Here is a 20,916-nt window from a genome sequence, read left to right on the forward strand (position 1 = left end):
GCCTGAACTCCGACGGATAGTGGGGGTCGGTTCCGAATCGTCACGCTCGATCCCAACTTCGCTGATCTCAGATCGACCAATAGCTATCCGGCGGCGGGCCCCAATCGGTCAGCACGCATGAATAGACTGCCGTTTCGTCAAATGGATAGCGCGCTTCCATCTCCGGCGTCAGCGTCAGGCCGAGTCCAGGGGCCGTCGGCCGGATCAGACGTCCCATTTCGATGCGGCCCTGGTCGCCGATCATTTCGGCACCGAGCGGGAAATCGAGCATAGGATACTCGACCAGCTTGCCGCCGGCGGCGAAGGCAGCGTGATAGCTCGCCATGATGGCGGCAGCACCGCCCCAAGCGTGTACCACGACATCCGTCGGCTTGACCTTCGCAGCCTTGAAGACATCCATGACAGCCGAAATGCCGCCCATCACCGAGGCGTCGGGCTGGACGAAATCATAGACATCGGCGTTGATGCGCTCGATCATCTCCTTGGGCGTGGTGACGATCTCGCCCCCACAGACCGGCACGTCGATACGGCCGCGAAGTTCGCGGAACGCATCAGGCTGGTCAGGGCCCAGAGCTTCCTCGACGAAGACCATCCGCTGATCGGTCAGCGCATGCACGCCTTCGACGAAGGCGACGACGTCCTCGACCGCCTGCGGCGGATCGGCAAGGTTCTGGCACATGTCGACGCCGACCCTGATGCCGCGCCGTCCGGCCTCGTCCAGCACCCAGGCCGTGCGCAGGATATCGCGCTTGACCGAACGGATCTTGTAGATTTCGATGCCGAGTGAACTCAGCATATCGAGTTCCCGCAAGAACTGTTCCTTGGCGTCGCAACAGCCGCCCGAGCCGTAGATCTGGATCGACTCCGCCTGCGCGCCGCCAAGAAGCTCATAGACAGGAACACCGAGACTCTTGGCCTTGGCGTCCTGCAAGGCAATCTCGAAGGCCGCGATGACATGGCGTGCGGCGCCCTGAAGCGACCAGTAATCGCACAGGCTGCGCAGGTCCTTGACCCGGCGCTCTATGTCGAAGCCGTCCTTGCCGAGCACCTGGGGCCGGCAGAGGTCGACGATCGACTGGAAGACCAGCGGCGCGAACACCGCCAGGTAGCCCTCTCCCAATCCTGTCACGCCGTTATCGAGCGTAACTTCGACCATGCCGATGGTGCGCTTGGGACCGTTCGGGAAGCATTCCTTGATCTCGGGGTCGTCAGCATCCGCATAAGGCGACGACAGCAGGATGCAACGGATTTGGACGATGTCGGGCATCAGTATCCTCGTGAGAAATCGACGACGCCTTCGAGCGGCACGCCGGCGCGAAAGCGCGAAAGGTTGGCGAGAAAGAGATCGATCTTACGGTCCAGCTCGTCGGCCGTCCCGCCGGCCGAATGCTGGGTCAGGATCAGATTTGGGATTGCCCAGAAGCGGTGGCTGGGTGGTAGTGGCTCCTGACGGGTCACGTCGATCACGGCTCCGCTCAGCCGACCCTCGTCCAACGCATCGGCAAGCGCGTCTTCATCAACGATCGACCCGCGGCCGAAATTGCAGAAGACCGCTCCGGCCGGCAGCTTGGCCAGCCGCGCGGCATCGAACAAGCCTCTTGTCCCAGCGGTGTCGGGCGCCGTGCAGACGACAAGGTCCGCTTGGCCCAAAGCCTCGTCGAGGACCGAGGCGGGGCTGCCCCGCGTGATCGGCTTGATTGAGCATCCGAATGGCCCCAGCAATTCGGCAAGACGCCGGTTTATGGCGCCGTGGCCAACGAGTACGACCGCCGCGCCCTTCAGACTGCCCAGGCTCGTCCTCAGCGGATCACCTACCCAGCGATGCTCGGACTGGAACCTGACCAGGACATCGATGCCACGATAAAGCGCGAGGATGCCGGCAAGCGCGGTCTCGGCCACCGGATCGGCGAAGAAGCCGGCAAGATTGGTTACGGTGACCCGGCCGTCGGGACGCGTCCAGTCAAGGCCAACGTATTCGCCGAAGCCAACGGATTCGAGCTGCATCCAGCGCAGTTTGGTATTGGCCAGGACAGTGGACGCTTCTGGATTGCCGAAGACAATCTCGCAATCACATGCCGCATCCTCGGCAAACAGCTTGACGGGGAGGTCCCCGACTCCGCCTGCGAGGCGGGCAAGCTGCTCCCGCGAGAGCGTTACGCAGACCGCGATCTCCATCACCGCCCGCCCGTCGGCGGCGTCGTGCTGATCCAGATCGTCTTGGTCTGTACGTACTGGTCCATGGCTTCCGTGCCGTTGTCGCGCGCCAGCGAGCCGGAGCGCTTGTAGCCGCCGAACGGCGTCTTGACGTCGCCTTCGGAAAAGCCGTTGATCGAGACCGTCCCGCAAGGCAGCCGCCGCGCCATATGGATGGCGCGGTCGATGTCCTTGGTGAACACGGTCGCGTGCAGGCCGTAGTCGGAATCGCGCGCGATCCGCAGCGCCATCTCCATTCCCGCGACGGGCAAGATGCCAAGGACAGGGCCAAAGATCTCCTCACGGGCGATGCGCATCGTGGGTGTCATGTCGGCAAACACAGTGGGCTCGATGAAGTAGCCTGGCCCTATCGAGCCGCCGCCGGCCAGCATGCGGGCGCCTTCGGCCGATCCGCGCTCGATGTAGCCCATCACGCGCGCCTGATGTTCGGCGGTGACCATGGCGCCGATGTTGGTCGCGGGATCGAGTGGATCGCCGACACGGAATGCCTTGGCGCGGACGGTGACGCGGCGCGCGAACTCCTCAGCCAGGCTGCGGTCGACGAGCTGCCGCATGTTCGCGGAACAGTTCTGGCCGCCATTCCAGAACGCCGACATCGCGGCATGCTCGATCAGATCGTCCGTGAGATCGGCATCATCCAGCACGATGAATGGGCTCTTGCCGCCCATCTCCAGGCCGATCACCTTGAGATTGCTTTCGCCGGCATAGCGCAGGAAGTAACCGCCCACCTCTGTCGATCCGGTAAATGAGACGATGTCGATATCGGGGTGACGGCCGATCGCCTGCCCCGTGGTTTCGCCGAGGCCCGGCAACACGTTGAGCACACCATCCGGGATGCCGGCTTGCTGCGCCAATTCGGCAAGGCGCAGGACAGACAATGGCGTCTGCTCGGCGGGCTTCACCAGGACAGAGCAGCCGGCGGCGAGCGCGGGCGCCATCTTCCAGGCTGCCATCAGCAGCGGGAAATTCCATGGCAGGATGAGGCCGACCACGCCGGCCGGCTCCTTGACGATAAGCGCCAGTGCATTCTCGCCCGTGGGTGCGACCTTGCCGAACGACTTGTCGGCGAGTTCGCCATACCACTGAAAGAAGTTCGGAACCTCGCGGCCGATCTCGTTGGCACAATCGGTGACGGTCTTCCCACTGTCGATGCTTTCGAGGACGACGAGTTCGTCGGTATGGGCGCGTACGAGGTCGGCGAGCCGCAGCAGCGCTTCCTTGCGAAACTCGGGCGCCGCCCGCGACCAGGCCCCGTGTTCGAAGGACCTGCGGGCAGCCCTGACGGCGCGGTCGACATCGGTTCCGCCGCAGTGCGCCACGGCTGCAATGACCTGGCCGGCCGCCGGATTGATCGTGTCGAAGGTCGCGCTGTCGGCTGCCGCGGTGAACTTGCCGTCGATGAAGGCGAGGCCGTTCGGAGCCAGCTTCGAAGCGATCGCATGGGCGCCATCTTTGGTCAGGGTCACGTCTTGGTCTCCGTCGGATGCGTTATAGAGGTCAGTGTGACTGGCGCCGCACCGAGATGTGCCAGGGAATGAGAAGGCGTTCGGCGAGCGTCACCACGCCGAACAGGGCGAGGCCCAGGATTGTCAGGAAAAAGATGCCCGCGAAGGCGAGGTCTGGACGCATGTTGCCGGTGACAATCTGGATGTAGAAGCCGAGCCCCTGGTCCGAGCCGATGAACTCCGCGATGGCGGCGCCGACTGTCGCGTTGATCGCGGCGTATTTGAAGCCGACGAAGCATTGCGGCAGCGCCGCCGGCAGCCGGACCTTGACGAAGGTCCGCCATGCACTCGCACCGGTCGAGACGCTGAAGCGCGATAGTTCCTCGCTCAGCGAACTGAACGCGAGAATGGCGTTGAGCACGATGGGGAAGAAACAGACCAAGAAGACGATGATCACCTTGGGTAGCAGGCCGAAACCCAGCCAGGAGATGAAAAGCGGCGCGAAGGCGATCTTGGGCACCATTTCGACGCAGACGAAAAACGGGTAGATCGTGCGGCGCAGGATGGATGAGAATGCAATGGCGAGGCCGAGCGGCAGCGCCAGAATCACCGCCACCGCATAACCAAGCACGACCTCCACGCCGGTGATCCAGGTGTAGTAGAGCAGCCGGTCGATATCCGCCCAGCCCTTTGTAACGATCACCGACGGGGGCGTCAGGATGTAGCGCGGGATTCCGAACCAGGCGACGGAGTACTGCCAGACCAGGAAGAACACCGCAAAGAAGGCAATGGACATCCAGGACTGCGCAATCCAGCGGGCCACGCGCTCAGGTCGAGAGGGGCGATCAGAGGACGCCATAGCCGCGAAACATCTCCTGTGCCTGCCGGACGTAGCCGATGAATTGCGGGCTGCTCTTGACCTCGAAATCGCGTGGATAAGGCAGATCGACGGAAATCATACGCTCGATGCGTCCGGGTCGCGGCGTGATGATGGCCACGTGGGTCGAGAGTTGAATAGCCTCCTCGATAGAGTGGGTTACCAACACAACGGTCGGATGGCGCTGCATCCACAGCGCCTGCAGGTCGGTGCGGATTGCTTCCCGGGTCATGGCGTCGAGCTTGCCGAGCGGCTCGTCGAGCAGCATGGTCGCGGGCTGATGCACCAATGCCTGGCAGAAGGCGGCACGCTGCTGCATCCCACCGGAGAGCTCGTGCGGGTAGCGATGCTGGAAATCCTGGAGATGGACCGAAATGAGCAATTCGTCCACGCTGGCGCGATGGGCGGCCAGCGACAGACCTCTCAGTTCCAGCTGCAGCTCGATGTTTCCTCGCACGTTGCGCCACGGCACCAGCGTGTTGTCCTGGAACATAATGCCGATGTCGGTCTGCGGTCCGGCGACGGTGCGCCCGTCGATGGCGATGCGGCCCCTCGTAGGGTTGAGCAGTCCGGCAATCATAAGCATGAGGGTGGATTTGCCGCATCCGGACGGCCCGAGCAGCGAGACGAACTCACCCTTCTCGACCTTGAGGTCGACCGGTCCGAACGCGTGCAGGGCGCCCGGGCCTGATCCGAACACTTTCTGCACGCTCTCAAGTTCGATAAGCGGATTCATCGGTCCAATCTGTTACTGCACGGCGCGAGGACCGGAGTGACGGCAAGCCACTCCGGTCCGCCGATTACTTGACGAAATCGTTCGTGTAGAACTGCGTGGCCGCGACCTTGGGGTCGAGGTCATTGTACTTCTTCATCAGGGTCACCATGCTTTCCCAATCGGAGGGCACGTTGAGGCCGAGCGTCTTGTCCTTGTTCGCGGCCGAATAGAGAAGGCTGAGCGTCACATCGAGCACCGCGCGGGCCTGCGCTTTTCCCTCGTCCTCGTTCATCGTTCCGCCGACGATGTCACCGATCGCCGCGATCGCGGCGTCAGGATTGGCCTCGGCCGCCTTATAGGACTTGATGGTGGCCTGCACGAAGCGTTTTACGAGGTCCGGGTTTTTCGCGACCATCTCCTTGCGAGCAACGATGCAATATCCGATCTGGTTCACGCCATAGCTTGAATAAGGAAAGACCACTGGCGCGGCTCCGCCGTTCTTCTTAATCTCGGCCGGCTTGTCATCAATGCCGCCAAGCATGCCCACCGTGTCGCCGGCACCTTGCAGATAGCTCGATACAAGTGCGCCGTCAGGCACGTTGGTGAGCGTGATGTCCGATGGCGCAAGGCCGGCCGTGGAAAGGACGATCGGAAAGAACGTGTTGACGCCGGCATTGGATGTGGTGAGCAGCTTCTTGCCCTTGAGGTCGGATACCTTGGTGATGGCCGCGTCGGAGCGAACCAATATCGCATCCGATCCCATTGCATCGATCACCGCGACCGAGATCAACGCGGCACCCTGCGAGGCGAGATTCACCATCGATCCGCACGAGCCATAGGAAAAGTCGCTGTCGCCGTTGGCGACGAGGCGGTGAGCGGAGCCCGAACCGTTGCCTGAACGAATATCGAGATTGATTCCGGCTTCCTTGTAGAAACCCTTCACCTTGCCGAGGGCAAAGCCGGCATGGGAGCCGTAATACATCCAGTTGAGGCGTAGCTTCACATCGTCGTCGGCTTTGGCGGCGCTGACGAGCAACATGGTGGTTGCCACGGCTCCGAGCATCAAATTCTTGAAATTGGTCATAGCAGTCGCTCCTGTTGGTTTGTTGCTTCTTGTTATGTTCCCCATGTTTTCCTAGTTGGCCACGAGGCGCGGCACCCCCGCGGCTCGCATCATGTCAAGCGTCCTGGCACGATAGTTCTGTCGAATGTCACGCGTTGGCGGGCGGCAGCGGCTCGACGGCAGTCCGATCAATTCCATGCACAATTTGTCGAGATAGCCGTCACCGCTCGTATAGTCTTTCTCGATCTCGACCCAAAGTTTGTAGAACGGCATGGCCTCCTCCACCATCATGCGCGCGATCTCGGTGTAGTTCTGCGCCTTGACCTCATCGATCAGCTTTATTCCCCATTCCGGCCAGTAGTTGCAGAGATGCACCTCGAAGGCTTGGGCGCCCAGTGACGGCATCGCCGAGTAGGGAAAGAACAGATTGTTGTCGATGATGGTGAAGCGCTTGGAAAAATTCGAGGTGACGTCCTCGAATTCCATGGCGTCCGTTCGCGGCGTCGCCCATTTCAGGCCGACGACATTGTCGACTTTGGCCAGACGATCGATCATGCCGAACGACAGGCTCGTCGATGTCCAGAACGTGTTGTAGACGATGATGCCGATGCGGGGCGCCGCCTTTGCCGCGGCCATGACGAACTCCTCGAAATCGGCTTCTGTGTGAGTGAAGTAGAACGGGCACGAGACCTGCAGGAAATCGAACTCCATCGACTGCGCCGCCTGGGCCAGCCGCACCAGTTCCAGCGTGCTGGTCGATTGCCCGCCGAAGGCAAGGGGAACACCCCCCCGTGCTTCGTCGACAACGGTTTCGCCAACGCCGATCCGCTCCTCCAATGACATCGTCGAAAAGTCGCCCGCCGCCCCGCCAGCCAGCAGCGTGGCATATTCAGTGTTAAGGCCATTTTCGATCAGGAAGCGCACATAGGCCCTGATCGCCTGATGATTAACCGGAAAGCCGATGCTGTCCTCGAATGCCGTCGGTATCGTCACGTAGCATCCAGCCAGCCGCGATTTCAGTTTTTCAAAGTCCACGGTCATCTCCTCTTGCGGGCCGACGCCGGCGCCATCCAGTGTTTCGCTTTGACCCTCACTCGCGCACGTAGGACACGCTGCGCGAAGGATGTCCTGACCCTAAAGTTCCCGTTTGAGCGCAATCGTCTTGCCATCCCTGGCGAACAACTGCGCCTTGCGCCAATCGACCCCTACCTCGCATGGTCCCGTCCCGACGGTTCTCGCGTCCTCGTTGCCCTGGCGCATGATCAGAGCGCCGGCCGAATGTGCCGGCGCATGCAGGAAACTCTCGCCGCCGAGCCGCTCCACGAACTCGACTTCGGCCCGTAGCCGCGGACCGGCCGCGCGGTGGGTGTTGAAATGCTCGGGCCTGATGCCGACGGTGATACTGCCGGAGAGCGCCGTCGGGCGCGCGAGGTCGACTTCGAGGCCGCCGGTGGTTCCCGGGATTTGCAGCGTCAGGCGCGTGCCATCCTGCCTCTCGATCGCGGCCTCGAGGAAGCTCATCTTGGGCGCCCCCATGAAGCCGGCGACGAAACGGTTGCAGGGCGCGTCGTAGATCTGCGCCGGGGTTCCGAACTGCTCGATCACGCCATCGCGCAACACCACGATCCGGTCGGCCAGCGTCATCGCCTCGGTTTGATCGTGCGTGACATAGATCATGGTGGCGCCAAGGCTTCTATGCAGCTTGGCGAGTTCGAGCCGCATCTGAACGCGCAACTCGGCATCGAGGTTCGACAGCGGCTCATCGAACAGGAACACTTCGGGTTCGCGCACGATCGCCCGACCGATCGCCACGCGCTGGCGCTGTCCTCCGGAAAGCTCCTTGGGAAGCCGCCCCAGCAGTGGGCCAAGCTGAAGCGTCTCGGCGACGGCGGCGACCTTCCTGTCGCGCTCGGCTTTGGGCAGGCCCTGCATCAGCAAGGAGAAGGCCATGTTCTCGGCAACCGTTTTGTGCGGATAGAGCGCATAGCTCTGGAACACCATGGCCACGCCGCGATTTGCCGGCGGCACGCCGCGCATCGGCTTGCCGCCGATCGCCACCGTGCCGCCGCTGATCGGCTCGAGGCCGCAGATCATGCGCAGCAAAGTCGATTTTCCGCAGCCCGACGGCCCTATGAAGACCAGGAATTCACCATGCTCGATCGTCAGATCGACGCCTGGGATAATGATCTTCTCGCCATATTTCTTGGAGACGCCCGAAAGCTCAACCTTGGCCATGAGCAAGTCCTTCCTGGCGCCAGCCATCAGCGTCGGGCACCAGAACGCTGGCGTGGATGCCTGTGATGCCTTGAGAATCCTGCGCGTAGTAAACGACGTAGAGACTGCCGTCGGCGCGCAGCGCCAGCGACGGATAGCCCAGGTCCCGGTTGGGAAGGCCCGCGCGGACCAGGTAGGGATCGGTCGAATTCCAGCTGTTTCCCTTGTCCTGGGAGAGATATAGCGCGATACCGAACGGCGCGCGCCGTCTTCCCGCGACGCAGGCAATGCGGCCGTCGTCGAGTTCCACCATGTCGGCTGGATAGTCCTTGATTCCGGTCGGCGATGGGGCGCTCCATGAGACACCGCCATCCGCCGAACCGACGATATGCAGGATGCGCGAGACGTTGTCGCGCAGGAGCATGACGATACGTCCATCGCGCAGCAGGATGGGTGCCGGCTCCTCGAAGGCATGCCCCTCGCCCGCCGCGACAAGGCGCGGCTTGGACCAGCTTTGGCCACCATCGCCCGACCGTACGGTGAAGACGGCGGCATAGTTCGGTACATCGCAGAGCGGCAGCATGATTTCGCCGCCGACCTCGATTCCACCGCGCATTCCATAGCCGCCGCTGAAAGGCGCCGTGTCGATGCGCGCCGAGCCGGTGAAGGTGTTTGCGCCGTCTACCGAACGATGGACCCATGTCTGCCCGCCACCGCGTGCCCAGGGGTAGCTTTCGGAAAGCGTGGAGGTTCGCGGCGTCCAGTCCTGGAGTTCAGCGGCCATGGCGTCAGCGCCCATCAGTTGCCCCGGCCCTGTATAGGCGCCCGGCGCAAGATAGGCCTGCGCGTAGGCGAGCGTATGCCAGTCGAACCGCCACTGGTTCAGCAGCACAGCGCCCGAACGCAGCGGGGTGAGGCCGGCGCATTCCACGCCTTGCCAGCCGAAGTCGGGGACCACGGAAGGGGGCGACCAGCTTCTCCCCTCGTCCGCCGATCGCGTCAGCATGTTGCAGTACAGCGGGTCCTGCGGTGGATGCAGAACCCCGGCACGGCGGCGCGACTGCGTGAAGACCAGCAGCCAATTGTCGTTGGCCGCAACCGCGAGATGCGGATGCGCGCTGTATGCATGCGGATCGCAATGGACCGTCTGATGATCCATTCGAGGTATCGAGGCTGCCGCGCCGGATGTCATTGTCAGGGCTCAGATCCGGAAGCGCGTGCAACGGACATATTGCAGCGGCTTCGGATCGTCGCTCCATTCGTGATACGAGCACACGATCGCGCCGTCCTGCGTCTGTACGACGCTGGGATAGCCGATGTGCTGGTAGATGCCGGGGTGGTTCCAGTCGACACCACCGCCCTCGATCTTGCCGGAAGCCGGCGTCATCCGGCTCGAACCGGGGGTCTCGGTCACGGTCTGGCCGGGCACGCCGCCCTCGCGAATAACGAACTCGTTGTTCACATCCCAGGTTACGCCGTCGTCCGAAATGATCGCACGCACGCCATAAGGCGGCCGGCGATAGCCGTAGACCATCAGATAGCGACCATCCTGAAGCGCGATCAGCTCCGGCGGATAGCCCCAGATGTTGGTCCATTTCGGCGGGGTCCAGCTGAAGCCGTCATCCTCGGAGACAATCATGACCATGTTCTTCGCGTCACTGGTCGGATTGACATGCGTGCGCATGAAGCAGACCAGCCTGCCGTCCGCGAGCCTGACCAGGCCGGGCTCCTCGTAGTCGATGATGCTGGCCGGGTCGTAGCCCAGCGTCGAGAAATACTCCCAATTGTCGCCGCCATCGTCCGAGCGCATCAACGCCGAGCGCGTGCTTTCGCCTTCACCCTCTTCCTCATAGCCATGAATACGCCCGTAAAGACCCATCAGCAGCGAGCCGTTCGGCAGTTCCCAGCAGCCAAGGCGGCAGCCGCCATGCTTGAGCGGGCGTACATTGACCGGGATGGGCTGGGTCCAGGTCTCGCCGCCATCCTTCGACTTGACGACGAAGGTGCCGAGCCAGGCCTGCGTCTTGTAGGCCCACGTCCAGTCGCCCCATTCCTTTGTGTTGGGATGAGAGCTCCACGATGGCTGTTCAGGCTTGATGCCGCGCTTGAAGAAACCGGTGATGGTCAGGTTGATGATGAGCGTGCCATCCTGCGTTTCACAGATGCCGCAGTCCCAGTTGCCCTGCGTTTCGGACCACGGCAGCACGACCTTTGGCGGGCTCCAGGTCTTGCCGCCATCCCTGGAGCGGGTCATCAGCGTCTGGCCGCTGTCGTGATGGAACGGGAAGCGCTCTTCGTTGAACACCGCCAATATATCGCCGTTCTTTAGAAGCCGTGTCGCGATCTGGTTGACGCAATGCGCCTTATCCTTGAAGATCGTGAAGTGTTCAACGTCTCGCATAATAGTCATTCCCTGATTTCCTCTTTTGGGATGTCTTATCTTACGGCCTACAGTCGGATGCCGATGTTCTTGATGCTGAGATAGTTGCGGATGCCGGGCAGTCCACGCTCACGGCCGACTCCGCTTTCCTTGATGCCACCGGTCGGGGCCTGCACGCCGCCGATGAACCAGCCGTTTATCCAGACCGAGCCTGCCTCGACGTCGCGGGCGAATGTCAGGGCGCGCGAGATGTCACGGCTGTAGACGCCGGCGACGAGCCCGAAGCCGAGGCCGTTGGTCATGGCGAGCGCCTCGTCGGCGGTATCGAAGGACAGCGCCACGGCGACGGGACCGAAGATCTCTTCGCGGGCCAGTGCGCTGGCCGGATCGACGCCGTCAAAAATGGTCGGCTCGATGAAATATCCGGTCTCGAGCCCTTTCGGACGGCCGCCACCAAGCCGCACCGTCGCGCCCGACGCCCGACCCTGGTCGAGGTAGGATCGTACCTTGGCATTTTGCTCCTTCGAGACCAGCGGTCCGAGATCGCAATTGTCGAGGCCCCGTCCGACGGTCAGCTTGGCCGCGCCCGCCGCCAGCCGATCGAGGAATTCCTCGCGGATCGATCGATGCAGCAAGAATCGCGATGATGACGAGCACACCTGGCCGCTGTTGCCGAAAGCGCCGTCAAGCGCATCGAGAGCGGCCCTCTCCAGATCGGCATCCTCGAACACCACCATCGGGTTCTTGCCACCGAGTTCTAGCACCACTGGCTTCAGCCCCTGTGCCGCGCCAGCATAGATCTTGCGCCCGGTTTCGACCGAGCCGGTGAAGGTGACGCCGCGCACCAGGGGATGTGAGACGAGCGCCGCCCCGGCATCCTCGCCGAAGCCCGCCACGACATTCACCACGCCATCGGGCAATCCTGCCCGCTGGCAGAGCTCGGCGAAGGCCAGCGCCGTGAGCGGTGATTGCTCGGCGGGCTTGATCACAACCGTGCAGCCGGCGGCAAGTGCCGGCGCCACGGAGCGCGCGACCATGCCCAGGGGATAATTCCAGGGTACGATATGGCCGGTCACGCCGATCGGCTCCAGCATGGTGAAGTCGACGACGTCGCGGCCGAGCGGAATCGTCGCCCCCTCCATCTTGTCGGCGGCGCCGGCATTGTAGCGCAGCGTCGCGCACACGCCCCTGATGTCGCCGAGCGCCTCCTTGACCGGCTTGCCGACATCGAGCGTTTCGAGCAATGCAAATCGCTCGGCATCCGTCTCCAGCAAATCCGCCAGTTCGAAGAGCAACCGACCGCGTTCGGCCGGGCTCAAGCCGCGCCAGTCTCCATGCAGCGCGCGGTGCGCGGCCCTGACCGCGGCATCGATATCGCCGGCTGCGCCGCGCGCCACGACCGCCAACACCGCTTCCGTGCTGGGATCGATCGTTTCGAAGGTCCGGCCATCGGCGGATTCTCGCCACCTGCCGTCGATGAAATGCCGACTTGGCAGCGGGTCGATGAGATCGGTGCGGGAATAGGTTCGTACCGTCATTGTTTCACGCTGCCCTGGGAAAGACCTTGGATGAAATAGCGCTGCAGGAAACAGAACAGCAGCAGGCTCGGGATGCTCAGGATCGTCACTGCGGCCATGGCGACGCTATAGCCCTCGATCTGGGTTTGCGTTCCGACCACCGGTGTGAAGGCGGCGACGCCGACCGGAAGCGTCTTCATCGACTCATCGAAGGTGACGAGGAGAGGCCACAGGAAGTTGTTCCAGTTCAGGGTAAAGATGATGACCGAAGCCGCGATCGCCGGTGCCCGTGCCAGCGGCAGTGCAATGCGGAAGAAGAGGTTGAACGGTCCCGCACCGTCCATTTTCGCAGCCTCCTCGAGTTCCTTGGGGAACGACATGAAGAACTGCCGGAAGATGTAGACGCTGAAGACATTGCCGATCGATGGCAGGATGAGGGCCTGGTAGCTGCTTGCCCAGCCGATTTTGACAAAGCCGAGTAGCAGCGGGATCACCGAAACCTCGGTGGGTATCATCAGCGAGGCGAGGAAGATGTAGAACAGCGTGTCCCGGCCGGGAAACCGCATGCGCGCCAAGGCGTAGCCAGCCATCGCGCCGAAGAGCACGCAGAGGAAGGTCGAGACCGTCGCCTGCACCACGCTGTTGAAGCCCCAGCGTATGACAGGATAGTCGAAGACCTTGATATAGTTGTTCAGGGTGATCCGGTGCGGGAGCCATTCGATGTCCTTGGTCATGACATCGCCTGGAAACTTGAAGGACGTCGAAACCATCCACACGAAGGGCAATGACCAGAGCCCGGCAACGGCCAGGCCGAGCGGCCAGATGAGCAAATCCGCTCGCTCCAGTCCGCGCGCCTCGAGCTTTTCGTCGATCCAGGCGGTCATCATGCGCGCTCGCTGAGGAGAAAGCGCTGGGCTGCGGTAATCGCGAGGATCAAGGCAAACAGCATGAGGGAAACCGCGGCCGCATAACCGAACAGGTTTCTGACGATCGCGAGATTGTAGATGTAGTGGATCGGCGACGACGACGAACTGGCCGGCCCCCCATTGGTCATGACGTAGACCTGGCTAAAGATGCGCAGCGTCGAGATCAACTGCAGCGTCACCACCATGCTGATGACGGGTCGCAGATGCGGCAGGATCACATGCTTGAACCGCTGCCAGCGGTTGGCGCCGTCCACCCGCGCCGCGTCAATGATCTCGCCTGGAATATCCTGCAAGGCAGCCAGGAACAGCACGAAGGCAAGGCCCAGGTCCCACCAGACCGAAGCGATGCTGACGCCGACCAGCGACCAGCGCGTGGAGGTGAGCCAGGGGATGTCGTCGAAACCGAGAAAGGACAGGTAGTAGTTGACGAGCCCATACTGGGTGTCGAGCATCCAGACCCATACAAGCCCGATCACCGTCGCAGATACGACCGTGGGCGCGAAAAAGAGCGTGCGCGCCAAACCCGACAGCGGATAGCGCTTGTTCACGTAAAGCGCGAATAGCAAGCCGAGCCCAGTCACGCAGGGCACGATGATGAGGCCATAGAGAAAGACGTTCTTGAAGGCGACTGCCACCCACTGGTCGGCAAACGCCTTGTGAAAATTGTCGAGCCCCACCCATTTTGGCGCGCCAACAATGCTCCAGCGCGTGAACGAGACATAGACGCCGAACAGCACCGGAAGGATGTTGAACAGGAAAAACGGCAGCGCGAAGAAAGCAACGAGCAGATAACCCGCGCGATCGGTCGGGTGGCGCTCGGCTCCGAAGTTGCCGTGGCCTTGCAGGATTGCCGTTGTCATGTCGATCTGTCCATCTTGCGGCAATGCTCGCGCGGTGCCCGTCGCGGGTGTCGGCGCGACGGGTAAGGGATCCGCCAGGGTCCCGGGAAGCTATCCCGGGATCAGCCTTCGTCCAGGTCCGATTGCCACTGCGCCTGGATCTGCTGCATCGCGGCGTCGATCGTCGTCTGTCCCGACCATACGCCCTCGAGCGTCTTGGCGAGGAAATTTCCGCCTGAGTAGATCGTGAAGTTCGGGCCGTTCACCACCGGGATCTCGCCGACGGTAGCAAAGCTCATTCCATCCACGAAGGCGCCGCGAATGTCCCAGGGGCTGCCGGCGGTCTTGTAGTCCGGACGCCCCAGGATCGATTTGCGCGGAGAGGCGCCGCGCCCGACCGTCGTCCACAGGAAGCTGTTGTCCGATAGCCATTTGACGGCCGCCATCGTTGCCTCGTGGCGACCCGGGTCAGCCTGCTTGTAGAATTCCAGGCCACCCATCTCGAAATAGGTGACATGCTTGGCGCCTATCTTGGGGAATAGCACCGTCTTGAACGGCAGTTTCTGCGCGACATAACCGTTGAGCGTCCACGGGCCGGTCCAGAAGATCGAGCCCTGCCCCGTTCCGAAAGCCTTGTAGCGGTCGGTGACGTCGCGGGTCGAAACCTTGTGCTTGTCGAAAAGGTCGAGCACCCATTGCATTGCCGCCTTGCCGGCCTCGGGATTGACGCACGCGGTCTTCAGATCGTCACTGGCGCGCTGGAAACCCATCTGTTCCGCGACAATGCCCCATGTGACGGTGGGCTGAACGCCGGAACCGGTCATCATGATCCCCGAACGCGTGACCTTGTCGCCTTCGCGCTTGGTCATGGCCTTCGCCCATTCCAGCAGTGTATCGCCATCCATCGGCGGCTTGCTGGCGTCGAGGCCCGCTTCCTTGACATGATCGAGATTGATCTCAGGCTGAAGGCTCATCAGGTCCATGGGGATCATGAAGACCTTGTTGTCGTATTTCGGGTAGCGCGAGGCCGTGATCGACGATGCGCTGAAGTCGGCGAGGTCGAGACCCGAACTGGCGATGAGATCATCAAGCGGTATGATGACCTCGTCGCGCGCCAGCTGGGCCGACTTGCCCGCCGTGCCCCAGCCGAAGTCTGGTGCCTTGCCCGTTGCCGCGGCCGCGAGCACCTTGGTTACATATTGCTCCTCGGGGACCACCTCCATGCGGATCTGGACGCCCTTGTCCTTGTGCGCATCGTTGAAGGCGGTGATCATCTTGGCCCACACCTCGCCGTCCGAAGCCGATAGCCAGCTCCAATGCACGATCTCGATCGGGCTGGCGGCCGAGGCGCGACCAGTCCAGATGTGCGGAACGGCAAGCCCTACCCCAGCTGCCGCGGCCGACCTCAGAAGTGTCCGGCGGTTCAGAGCAAAAGTCGATTTGTTCAATGAAGTCAAATCCATGACAACCTCCCACGCGGCATGCGCTAGGCGCCCGCCACGCTCTGTTAGAGCTTATTTTTCTATGTTCCCTCGCCTCGACCGTCCGAGGACGCATTGTTGGCGTAGTCGTACTGTTGGCCAATCGCGGTCAGGGTAGTTGATCTGCAGCGTCACATAATTTACCCGTGGCGTCGCATCTCAATTTTTTTGGTAATGCAGCATGGCTTCCGACCAGAACTCTGTCATTGCAGCCGCCTCAAGCCGCCGCCCCCGCTTCGCATTCCTGCTGCAGCCGGAATTCCCAATGAACGCCTACGTCATGGCGACGGAGGCGCTGCGCATCGCAAACCAGAACAGCGGACAGGATCTGTTCGAATGGATCGTGATTTCAGACGGCGGCGTATCCGTGCGCGCGAGCAACGGCATGTGGGTGTCGGCAAATCACGACCTTGCGAACTTTCCCAGATGCGACTTCGTTGTGGTCCTGGAGGGAAATCTGCCGACGCAGAATATTTCGGCAGGTGTCCGTGGAGCACTGCGCAATGCGTACCGCCACGGTTCAATGATCGTAGGTGTGGACACCGGCGCCTTCGCGATTGCGGCGGCCGGCCTTTCCGGCGAGCGCGAGGCCGTCGTGCATTGGGAAGCCGTGTCGTCCTATCTTGACCATTTTCCGCAAGCGGGGACCAAGAATCAGATCTATTCGATCGACCGCCAGCTTGCCTTCTGCGCAGGCGGCGTCGCGACCCTCGATATGATGCTCGACCTGATCGGCCGTCTACGCGGCACGATCATGGCCGGCGAGGTGGCCAATGCGCTGATCCACAAGCCGCGCGAGGGCCGCCATCCGCAGAGGACCGACGACAGCGAGTTCGATGAAGCGCGCCCGTCTCTGTCGCGAAAGATCGTTGCGCTGATGGAGGAGAATCTGGACTTCCCGCTTCCGCCCAAGGCGCTGGCCAAACAACTCAGCATTTCGGTGCGGACGTTGGAGCGCTATTGCCTGCGCCACTTCAACCAGACGCCAAACCAACTCTATCTTCGCACCCGTCTGCAATCGGCGCGCAGTTTGCTATTCTACGAGGATCGCGAAATCAAGGATGTCGCTGTGACGTGCGGCTTCTCCTATCCATCTGTATTCACGCGTTCCTTCACGGCGCAGTTCGGCCAGTCGCCGCTCGCCTTCCGCCGAGCCTTCCGCGAGATGCAGTTAACGGTCAGGCCCGAAATCGTACGCATGTCTGAGCCGCCGCGTTCCAACAAGCGATGAGCCTCAACGCAACCGTGCGCGCACTGATCTCCTGGAAGACAACATCAGGGGCATGCTGAAGATAGCCGAGTGGGTGCCGACCTTGGAATAGGTCGCGATACCGCTCGGACCATCGTCCGATGCACCGGTGATCAGGCCGCAGACTTGACCGCGATAGCTATTCACGAAATCGGTTTCGTGAAACGGACCGCCACCCCAACTCCATGCTGTCAGGTTTACAACCCGCCCAGATTCAGACTGCCAATTATGCGACCTTCGGAGTACAAAAGGCGAACGTCGATCCCGCTTCCGCGGCAACAAATAGCTAAGCTATCAGGCTTGGGCCCAAATGCTAGCCGGGCCCGGATAATTTAGTCTTGGGTCATGGAGAGAACGCGCCCGCGCAAACCCGCCATTATGGATCGGGCTCGACGATGCTGACCTGCAGATCGTTCAACACGGCGGTCAATCCTGGTGCAGCGACCAGTTGCATCACCCGGATCGCGCTCAGCTTCACGATGCCGTGGTCGAACACGGCCAAGTTCGTGTGCCCGTTAAGTCGGGACGGATAGATGATGCCGTCCGGCTCTTCGGGGTGGCAGGGGAAAGCCACCGACCAAGCGCGCGCCAGAGTCTGATTGGCTGCTTTCGCTACATCGGTCGGAACACCCATGACACGGCCCGGTCGTCGCGCAATCGACCATCTTGAGTGGGGTGATAATCTCAATCTCGGCATAACTGCGCGCAAAGAGTTCCCTTTCCTCGATCGGCAGGTCGCCGACTGCGCCGTCGCGCTGATCACGTAGCACTGCCTCGAGAAAGCAGACCTTGATGGTGTCGCCCAGATAACGCCAAACCTGTTTTCAGGAATGTGCGGCCTCGGATCACTGAATCGGCTCGGCGTTTTCCCGAAGCCGAGAGGGTCAGGATAACGATCCATGTAGATTCGGCCGAACTTACGTCCGGCCAGTACCGTATGAATCTGAAGTCTTGATCCGTAAAGCCCTTAGGCGGCAGTACTTTCGCCATCGGCCGACCCTTTTGGCAACTTCAAGGAGGAGCCTTCGTACTACCTCGCTCCAGGGCATCACGTGCTGTCAGCCCTTCGAGCTCCCCGTGCGGCTGGACTAGAAAGCGATAGACCGCCCACGCCCCTCCCAATCGCTCATGAAGCGCTGCGAGTTCGGCATAAGGTCTACCATCGGCGTCGAGCTGCCAAACCGGAAAGCGAAAACCACGCTTGGCCCCTTCGAGGCCCAGAAGCTGGCCGCTCTGCCTTTACGTTTTAGCGTCGCCGGCACGATAGGCAGCCACATAGGCATTCCAGAATGCTATTGATCTAAAGTGAGTTTCGCCATGTGCTCCTCCGGCCAGTGCCCCGCAGGCACCGAGTTGCAAATGAACTCCACGAATTAGAGACCTATGATTCATGAGGCCACCCGCCATGCTAACCTTCATTTTCCTGGATCGGAGTTCCATATGTCCCGGTAGAGTTTCCAGCTGCCGTCCTGTCCTTTCTTCCAGACCACCACATATTTCCCGGCGGCATCCACCAGCTTCGAATCCTTGCCCGGGGCCTTGAGAGAGAAAGTCCCGGACTCGTATGCGAAATCTCCGCTTTCCTGAACCTCAAGCGTGGTGAGCATGAGCTCCGATATGCCCATGTCGATCGCGCCCTGCCACAGCCTTTGGATATTCTGGCGGCCGTCGACTCGCACCATATCTGGAGGGAATGCGGCCGCATCATCCGTGTACTTCGACGCGACCCCGGCCGCATCCTTACTATTGTACGCTTTCACGAACTCGGCATTAGCGGCTTTAATGGCTTCTTTCGCAGACTGGGCCTGGGCAGATCCGAGGCAAAGCGACGTGACAACGGCGACCAAAAGACAATGTTTGACAGTCATTTCATTCTCCCGTGTTTCGGCGTCTTAGTTATACCCTTTGAGGTACACACCCCTCTCCGGTTCTTCCGCTTTGGCAATCAAAGGCGAGAGAGTACGTTCATGCTGACCTCGATGACCAGCTTGCGGCGAAGGGCAGCTGTGTAATCGCCAGGCCCCGCCGGCGATATCACGAAAGCCCGGGAGCCGCCGATGACGGACCGGGCAAAGTAGGTTGCCAGCGGTTGCTTGGGGTCCTCGTCGCTCGGTGGAATCGCTATCGCGTTGATAGTGTGTCCCTTGGCAATGGCGCTCTCCCTGCTCGGCTGAACGGGAAGCCCGTCGTTGTTCTCGCCGTTGGAAGAAATGTCGATCACCTTCCTCGTTGCATTTCCAGGAAACCGATCAAGCATAAGACTTCCTACGTCGATGGCCGCCGAAACCGATGTTCCGCCCCGCCCGCGACGAATATAGCCCGTGTCGCCGCTCCTTCTGATCACTGCCGCGGCTGCTTTGGCGTCTTCCAATCCGCAGATGCGGGTCCAGGGCAGCACAGTGCGAGCGTGACCGGCGCTTGCCCATTCAAAATAGGCTACGGCGATGCAGCCGATATGATTCTCGGAGATGGCGCTGATGATTTTGGGCGACGTGAGCGCCGCCGCGTGCCCCTCGCGCTGCAAGTCTGCGGTCCTGGGGTCGATCGAGGACGAGAAATCCACGGCGAACACGATAGCAACATCGACGTTCGTTACTGCGATATTGGCGTCGGCGGCATGTGCCGCCGCACCGCAAAATGTCGCAGCTGAAAAGACCGCCAGTCTCAGCCAAGGACCGGACCGCTTTCGCCCTGTGCCTAGTCGACCCCTCGGAGGCGGCAAACTGCCGCCCACCCGCGGGGAGGCAGCGTTTGTTCGGGAATTCAATTGTTCATCGAGACATCGAAGCATGTTGCACTCCATCTCACTGGCGGATCGCGTTCGAAGCGATGCCATTGCGGCTAGGCGCGGCGGTGGGGGTTACCGACGAGAGCCCCCAGCCTACCGGTGCGCCGGCAAAGCCGTGGATCGGTGCGTCGGAAGCGCCAGCGTCGGGTCGAGAGGTAGGGCGCACCGGAGCTGGGGTCGATATCGCAACCGACAGGATCGAGCCGAGGATGATCGCCGCACCCAGCGCTCCTACCGCTGAACACTGTTCGCCAAGGAAGATCGCCGCACCGAGGGCACCGAAGATGCTTTCGGCGCTGACAATCACGGCGGCATGGCTGGCCGATGTGAAGCGCAGGGCGGCAATCTGTATGCCGAAGGCGATCGCCGTTGAGAAAACCCCGAGCACCACCAGTTCAGGTCCAGCCTCGGAAGCCGCGCTGAATGACAGGTTGCCTTGCATCGCTCCGAGCGGAAGGGCGAGTGCGGCGGTGGCCAGGAACTGCGCGGCCGCGGCCGTGAAGGGACGGGCATGGGCATGCATATGTCGCGCGAGTTCGACCGCCCAGAGCGAATAACAGCCGGCTGATAGGAGGGCGGTGAGATCGCCGCCGCTGAAACCGGCGACCCCACCCGAAAGAAACAGGCAGCCGACGACGGTCGACCCGGCGGCAACCACGAGCCCTGCTGTCGGACGCTCCCCCACCAGCAGCCAGGCGGCCAAAGGCGTTATCACCGTTGCTGTGCTGATCATGAAGCTTGCATTGGTGACGGTGGCACCGAGATAGCAGAACTGCTGCAGCATGATGGAGACGGCAAACAGCGCAACCACCCGGGCCAGGCTGGAAAAATGGGCGGCGCCGGCAGGTTGCCGCCGTTCGGTCAGGACAAAGGGCAGCACGAGCAGCCCGCCGACCATGCAGCGCAGGCCGACGGCACTCAGCGCATCGAGATGATCGAGCACCGTCTTTTGCGCCACGTTCCCGAACCCCCACAGAGCGGCGGCGAACAGGAGCAGTAGGTTGGCTGTGAGCTTCGACATCCGCCGCCCCCCGGAGCCGGAACCTGGCTAGGTTCAGTTGTTTCAGCAAAAGCTTCTGTTGTCGGGCCGGAAATCGTCAGAGCAGCCGTCATGGCGCTCCCTCTTCAGCCGGGCGATTAATAGAGAAGAATAACTGCTCCAACAGAACGGCTCATGACCCAAATGGGTCATGAGCCGAAAAAAACTC

At 61.8% G+C, this 20,916-nt stretch carries 19 protein-coding genes and 1 pseudogene; 1 reads left to right on the forward strand and 19 read right to left on the reverse strand.

Annotated features, from left to right (window positions below; all coding sequences use genetic code 11):
• Positions 1 to 67: 67 nt before the first annotated feature.
• The 14 genes from O7A60_RS29915 to O7A60_RS29980 all read right to left on the reverse strand — a co-directional run bounded on the left by O7A60_RS29915 (position 68) and on the right by O7A60_RS29980 (position 15,653).
• Entirely contained in the window at positions 68 to 1,267 is a 1,200-nt protein-coding gene (locus O7A60_RS29915; protein WP_337109284.1) for a mandelate racemase/muconate lactonizing enzyme family protein, read from the reverse strand.
• Entirely contained in the window at positions 1,267 to 2,175 is a 909-nt protein-coding gene (locus O7A60_RS29920; RefSeq protein WP_337109285.1) for a D-2-hydroxyacid dehydrogenase, read from the reverse strand. The genes O7A60_RS29915 and O7A60_RS29920 overlap by 1 nt, the downstream gene beginning before the upstream one ends.
• Positions 2,175 to 3,680: an aldehyde dehydrogenase gene (locus O7A60_RS29925; protein WP_337109286.1), complete on the reverse strand. Its 1,506-nt coding sequence runs from the start codon at positions 3,678 to 3,680 to the stop codon at positions 2,175 to 2,177. Before O7A60_RS29925 ends, O7A60_RS29920 begins: the two co-directional genes overlap by 1 nt.
• A gap of 31 nt (positions 3,681 to 3,711) precedes the next feature.
• The gene (locus O7A60_RS29930; protein WP_156938192.1) at positions 3,712 to 4,455 is read right to left on the reverse strand and encodes an ABC transporter permease; all 744 of its coding nucleotides are present in this window, start codon (positions 4,453 to 4,455) and stop codon (positions 3,712 to 3,714) included.
• Between the two features lie 49 nt (positions 4,456 to 4,504).
• Positions 4,505 to 5,272 (reverse strand): ABC transporter ATP-binding protein, encoded by a 768-nt coding sequence (locus O7A60_RS29935; protein WP_337109287.1) that lies wholly within the window; start codon positions 5,270 to 5,272, stop codon positions 4,505 to 4,507.
• Between the two features lie 64 nt (positions 5,273 to 5,336).
• Entirely contained in the window at positions 5,337 to 6,335 is a 999-nt protein-coding gene (locus O7A60_RS29940) for an ABC transporter substrate-binding protein (protein WP_032935265.1), read from the reverse strand.
• A 51-nt stretch (positions 6,336 to 6,386) separates the two neighbouring features.
• Positions 6,387 to 7,349: a dihydrodipicolinate synthase family protein gene (locus O7A60_RS29945; RefSeq protein ID WP_337109288.1), complete on the reverse strand. Its 963-nt coding sequence runs from the start codon at positions 7,347 to 7,349 to the stop codon at positions 6,387 to 6,389.
• 99 nt (positions 7,350 to 7,448) lie between these two features.
• Positions 7,449 to 8,549 carry an ABC transporter ATP-binding protein gene (locus tag O7A60_RS29950; protein ID WP_337109289.1) on the reverse strand — a complete coding sequence of 367 codons (1,101 nt, stop codon included), beginning with the start codon at positions 8,547 to 8,549 and terminating at the stop codon, positions 7,449 to 7,451.
• Positions 8,536 to 9,687, reverse strand: a complete 1,152-nt coding sequence (locus O7A60_RS29955) for a sialidase family protein (RefSeq protein ID WP_337109290.1) — start codon at positions 9,685 to 9,687, stop codon at positions 8,536 to 8,538. The genes O7A60_RS29950 and O7A60_RS29955 overlap by 14 nt, the downstream gene beginning before the upstream one ends.
• 42 nt (positions 9,688 to 9,729) lie before the next feature.
• Complete coding sequence (locus O7A60_RS29960) at positions 9,730 to 10,938, reverse strand: sialidase family protein (RefSeq protein WP_337109291.1); 1,209 nt, start codon at positions 10,936 to 10,938, stop codon at positions 9,730 to 9,732.
• 38 nt (positions 10,939 to 10,976) lie between these two features.
• Positions 10,977 to 12,446: an aldehyde dehydrogenase family protein gene (locus tag O7A60_RS29965; protein ID WP_337109292.1), complete on the reverse strand. Its 1,470-nt coding sequence runs from the start codon at positions 12,444 to 12,446 to the stop codon at positions 10,977 to 10,979.
• Complete coding sequence (locus tag O7A60_RS29970; protein WP_337109293.1) at positions 12,443 to 13,312, reverse strand: carbohydrate ABC transporter permease; 870 nt, start codon at positions 13,310 to 13,312, stop codon at positions 12,443 to 12,445. The genes O7A60_RS29965 and O7A60_RS29970 overlap by 4 nt, the downstream gene beginning before the upstream one ends.
• Positions 13,309 to 14,211 (reverse strand): carbohydrate ABC transporter permease, encoded by a 903-nt coding sequence (locus O7A60_RS29975; RefSeq protein ID WP_337109294.1) that lies wholly within the window; start codon positions 14,209 to 14,211, stop codon positions 13,309 to 13,311. The genes O7A60_RS29970 and O7A60_RS29975 overlap by 4 nt, the downstream gene beginning before the upstream one ends.
• 101 nt (positions 14,212 to 14,312) lie before the next feature.
• Positions 14,313 to 15,653 (reverse strand): extracellular solute-binding protein, encoded by a 1,341-nt coding sequence (locus tag O7A60_RS29980; RefSeq protein ID WP_337109295.1) that lies wholly within the window; start codon positions 15,651 to 15,653, stop codon positions 14,313 to 14,315.
• 199 nt (positions 15,654 to 15,852) lie between these two features.
• Here O7A60_RS29980 and O7A60_RS29985 point away from each other — a divergent pair, with 199 nt between their 5' ends.
• Positions 15,853 to 16,902, forward strand: coding sequence for a GlxA family transcriptional regulator (locus O7A60_RS29985; protein WP_337109296.1), 1,050 nt, complete (start codon positions 15,853 to 15,855; stop codon positions 16,900 to 16,902).
• Positions 16,903 to 17,296: 394 nt separating this feature from the next.
• Here the strand turns inward: O7A60_RS29985 and O7A60_RS29990 are convergent, their stop codons facing one another.
• From O7A60_RS29990 to O7A60_RS30010, 5 genes and pseudogenes are all read right to left on the reverse strand, one after another.
• Positions 17,297 to 17,554 carry an RES domain-containing protein gene (locus tag O7A60_RS29990; RefSeq protein WP_337109297.1) on the reverse strand — a complete coding sequence of 86 codons (258 nt, stop codon included), beginning with the start codon at positions 17,552 to 17,554 and terminating at the stop codon, positions 17,297 to 17,299.
• Between the two features lie 377 nt (positions 17,555 to 17,931).
• A pseudogene (locus O7A60_RS29995) lies at positions 17,932 to 18,159 on the reverse strand (XRE family transcriptional regulator); the annotation flags it as partial.
• Between the two features lie 176 nt (positions 18,160 to 18,335).
• Positions 18,336 to 18,788, reverse strand: coding sequence for a YybH family protein (locus tag O7A60_RS30000; protein ID WP_337109298.1), 453 nt, complete (start codon positions 18,786 to 18,788; stop codon positions 18,336 to 18,338).
• Positions 18,789 to 18,865: 77 nt separating this feature from the next.
• The gene (locus O7A60_RS30005) at positions 18,866 to 19,654 is read right to left on the reverse strand and encodes a DUF1194 domain-containing protein (protein ID WP_415926874.1); all 789 of its coding nucleotides are present in this window, start codon (positions 19,652 to 19,654) and stop codon (positions 18,866 to 18,868) included.
• A gap of 70 nt (positions 19,655 to 19,724) precedes the next feature.
• On the reverse strand, positions 19,725 to 20,729 hold the full coding sequence (locus tag O7A60_RS30010; protein WP_337109299.1) for a DMT family transporter: 1,005 nt from the start codon (positions 20,727 to 20,729) through the stop codon (positions 19,725 to 19,727).
• Between the last annotated feature and the right edge of the window lie 187 nt (positions 20,730 to 20,916).

It is taken from the genome of Mesorhizobium salmacidum (SeqCode) (genome assembly GCF_037179605.1).
Lineage (GTDB): Bacteria > Pseudomonadota > Alphaproteobacteria > Rhizobiales > Rhizobiaceae > Mesorhizobium > Mesorhizobium salmacidum.

What these genes read in the sequence shown, in the direction of transcription:
- O7A60_RS29975 (WP_337109294.1), bottom strand. Translation starts at nt 14,211, where the DNA reads ATGACAACGGCAATCCTGCAAGGCCACGGCAACTTCGGAGCCGAGCGC.
- O7A60_RS29970 (WP_337109293.1), bottom strand. Translation starts at nt 13,312, where the DNA reads ATGATGACCGCCTGGATCGACGAAAAGCTCGAGGCGCGCGGACTGGAG.
- O7A60_RS30010 (WP_337109299.1), bottom strand. Translation starts at nt 20,729, where the DNA reads ATGTCGAAGCTCACAGCCAACCTACTGCTCCTGTTCGCCGCCGCTCTG.
- O7A60_RS29990 (WP_337109297.1), bottom strand. Translation starts at nt 17,554, where the DNA reads ATGGGTGTTCCGACCGATGTAGCGAAAGCAGCCAATCAGACTCTGGCG.
- O7A60_RS29920 (WP_337109285.1), bottom strand. Translation starts at nt 2,175, where the DNA reads ATGGAGATCGCGGTCTGCGTAACGCTCTCGCGGGAGCAGCTTGCCCGC.
- O7A60_RS29965 (WP_337109292.1), bottom strand. Translation starts at nt 12,446, where the DNA reads ATGACGGTACGAACCTATTCCCGCACCGATCTCATCGACCCGCTGCCA.
- O7A60_RS29935 (WP_337109287.1), bottom strand. Translation starts at nt 5,272, where the DNA reads ATGAATCCGCTTATCGAACTTGAGAGCGTGCAGAAAGTGTTCGGATCA.
- O7A60_RS29930 (WP_156938192.1), bottom strand. Translation starts at nt 4,455, where the DNA reads ATGTCCATTGCCTTCTTTGCGGTGTTCTTCCTGGTCTGGCAGTACTCC.
- O7A60_RS29915 (WP_337109284.1), bottom strand. Translation starts at nt 1,267, where the DNA reads ATGCCCGACATCGTCCAAATCCGTTGCATCCTGCTGTCGTCGCCTTAT.
- O7A60_RS29985 (WP_337109296.1), top strand. Translation starts at nt 15,853, where the DNA reads ATGGCTTCCGACCAGAACTCTGTCATTGCAGCCGCCTCAAGCCGCCGC.
- O7A60_RS29940 (WP_032935265.1), bottom strand. Translation starts at nt 6,335, where the DNA reads ATGACCAATTTCAAGAATTTGATGCTCGGAGCCGTGGCAACCACCATG.
- O7A60_RS29960 (WP_337109291.1), bottom strand. Translation starts at nt 10,938, where the DNA reads ATGACTATTATGCGAGACGTTGAACACTTCACGATCTTCAAGGATAAG.
- O7A60_RS29955 (WP_337109290.1), bottom strand. Translation starts at nt 9,687, where the DNA reads ATGGATCATCAGACGGTCCATTGCGATCCGCATGCATACAGCGCGCAT.
- O7A60_RS29950 (WP_337109289.1), bottom strand. Translation starts at nt 8,549, where the DNA reads ATGGCCAAGGTTGAGCTTTCGGGCGTCTCCAAGAAATATGGCGAGAAG.
- O7A60_RS29980 (WP_337109295.1), bottom strand. Translation starts at nt 15,653, where the DNA reads ATGGATTTGACTTCATTGAACAAATCGACTTTTGCTCTGAACCGCCGG.
- O7A60_RS30000 (WP_337109298.1), bottom strand. Translation starts at nt 18,788, where the DNA reads ATGACTGTCAAACATTGTCTTTTGGTCGCCGTTGTCACGTCGCTTTGC.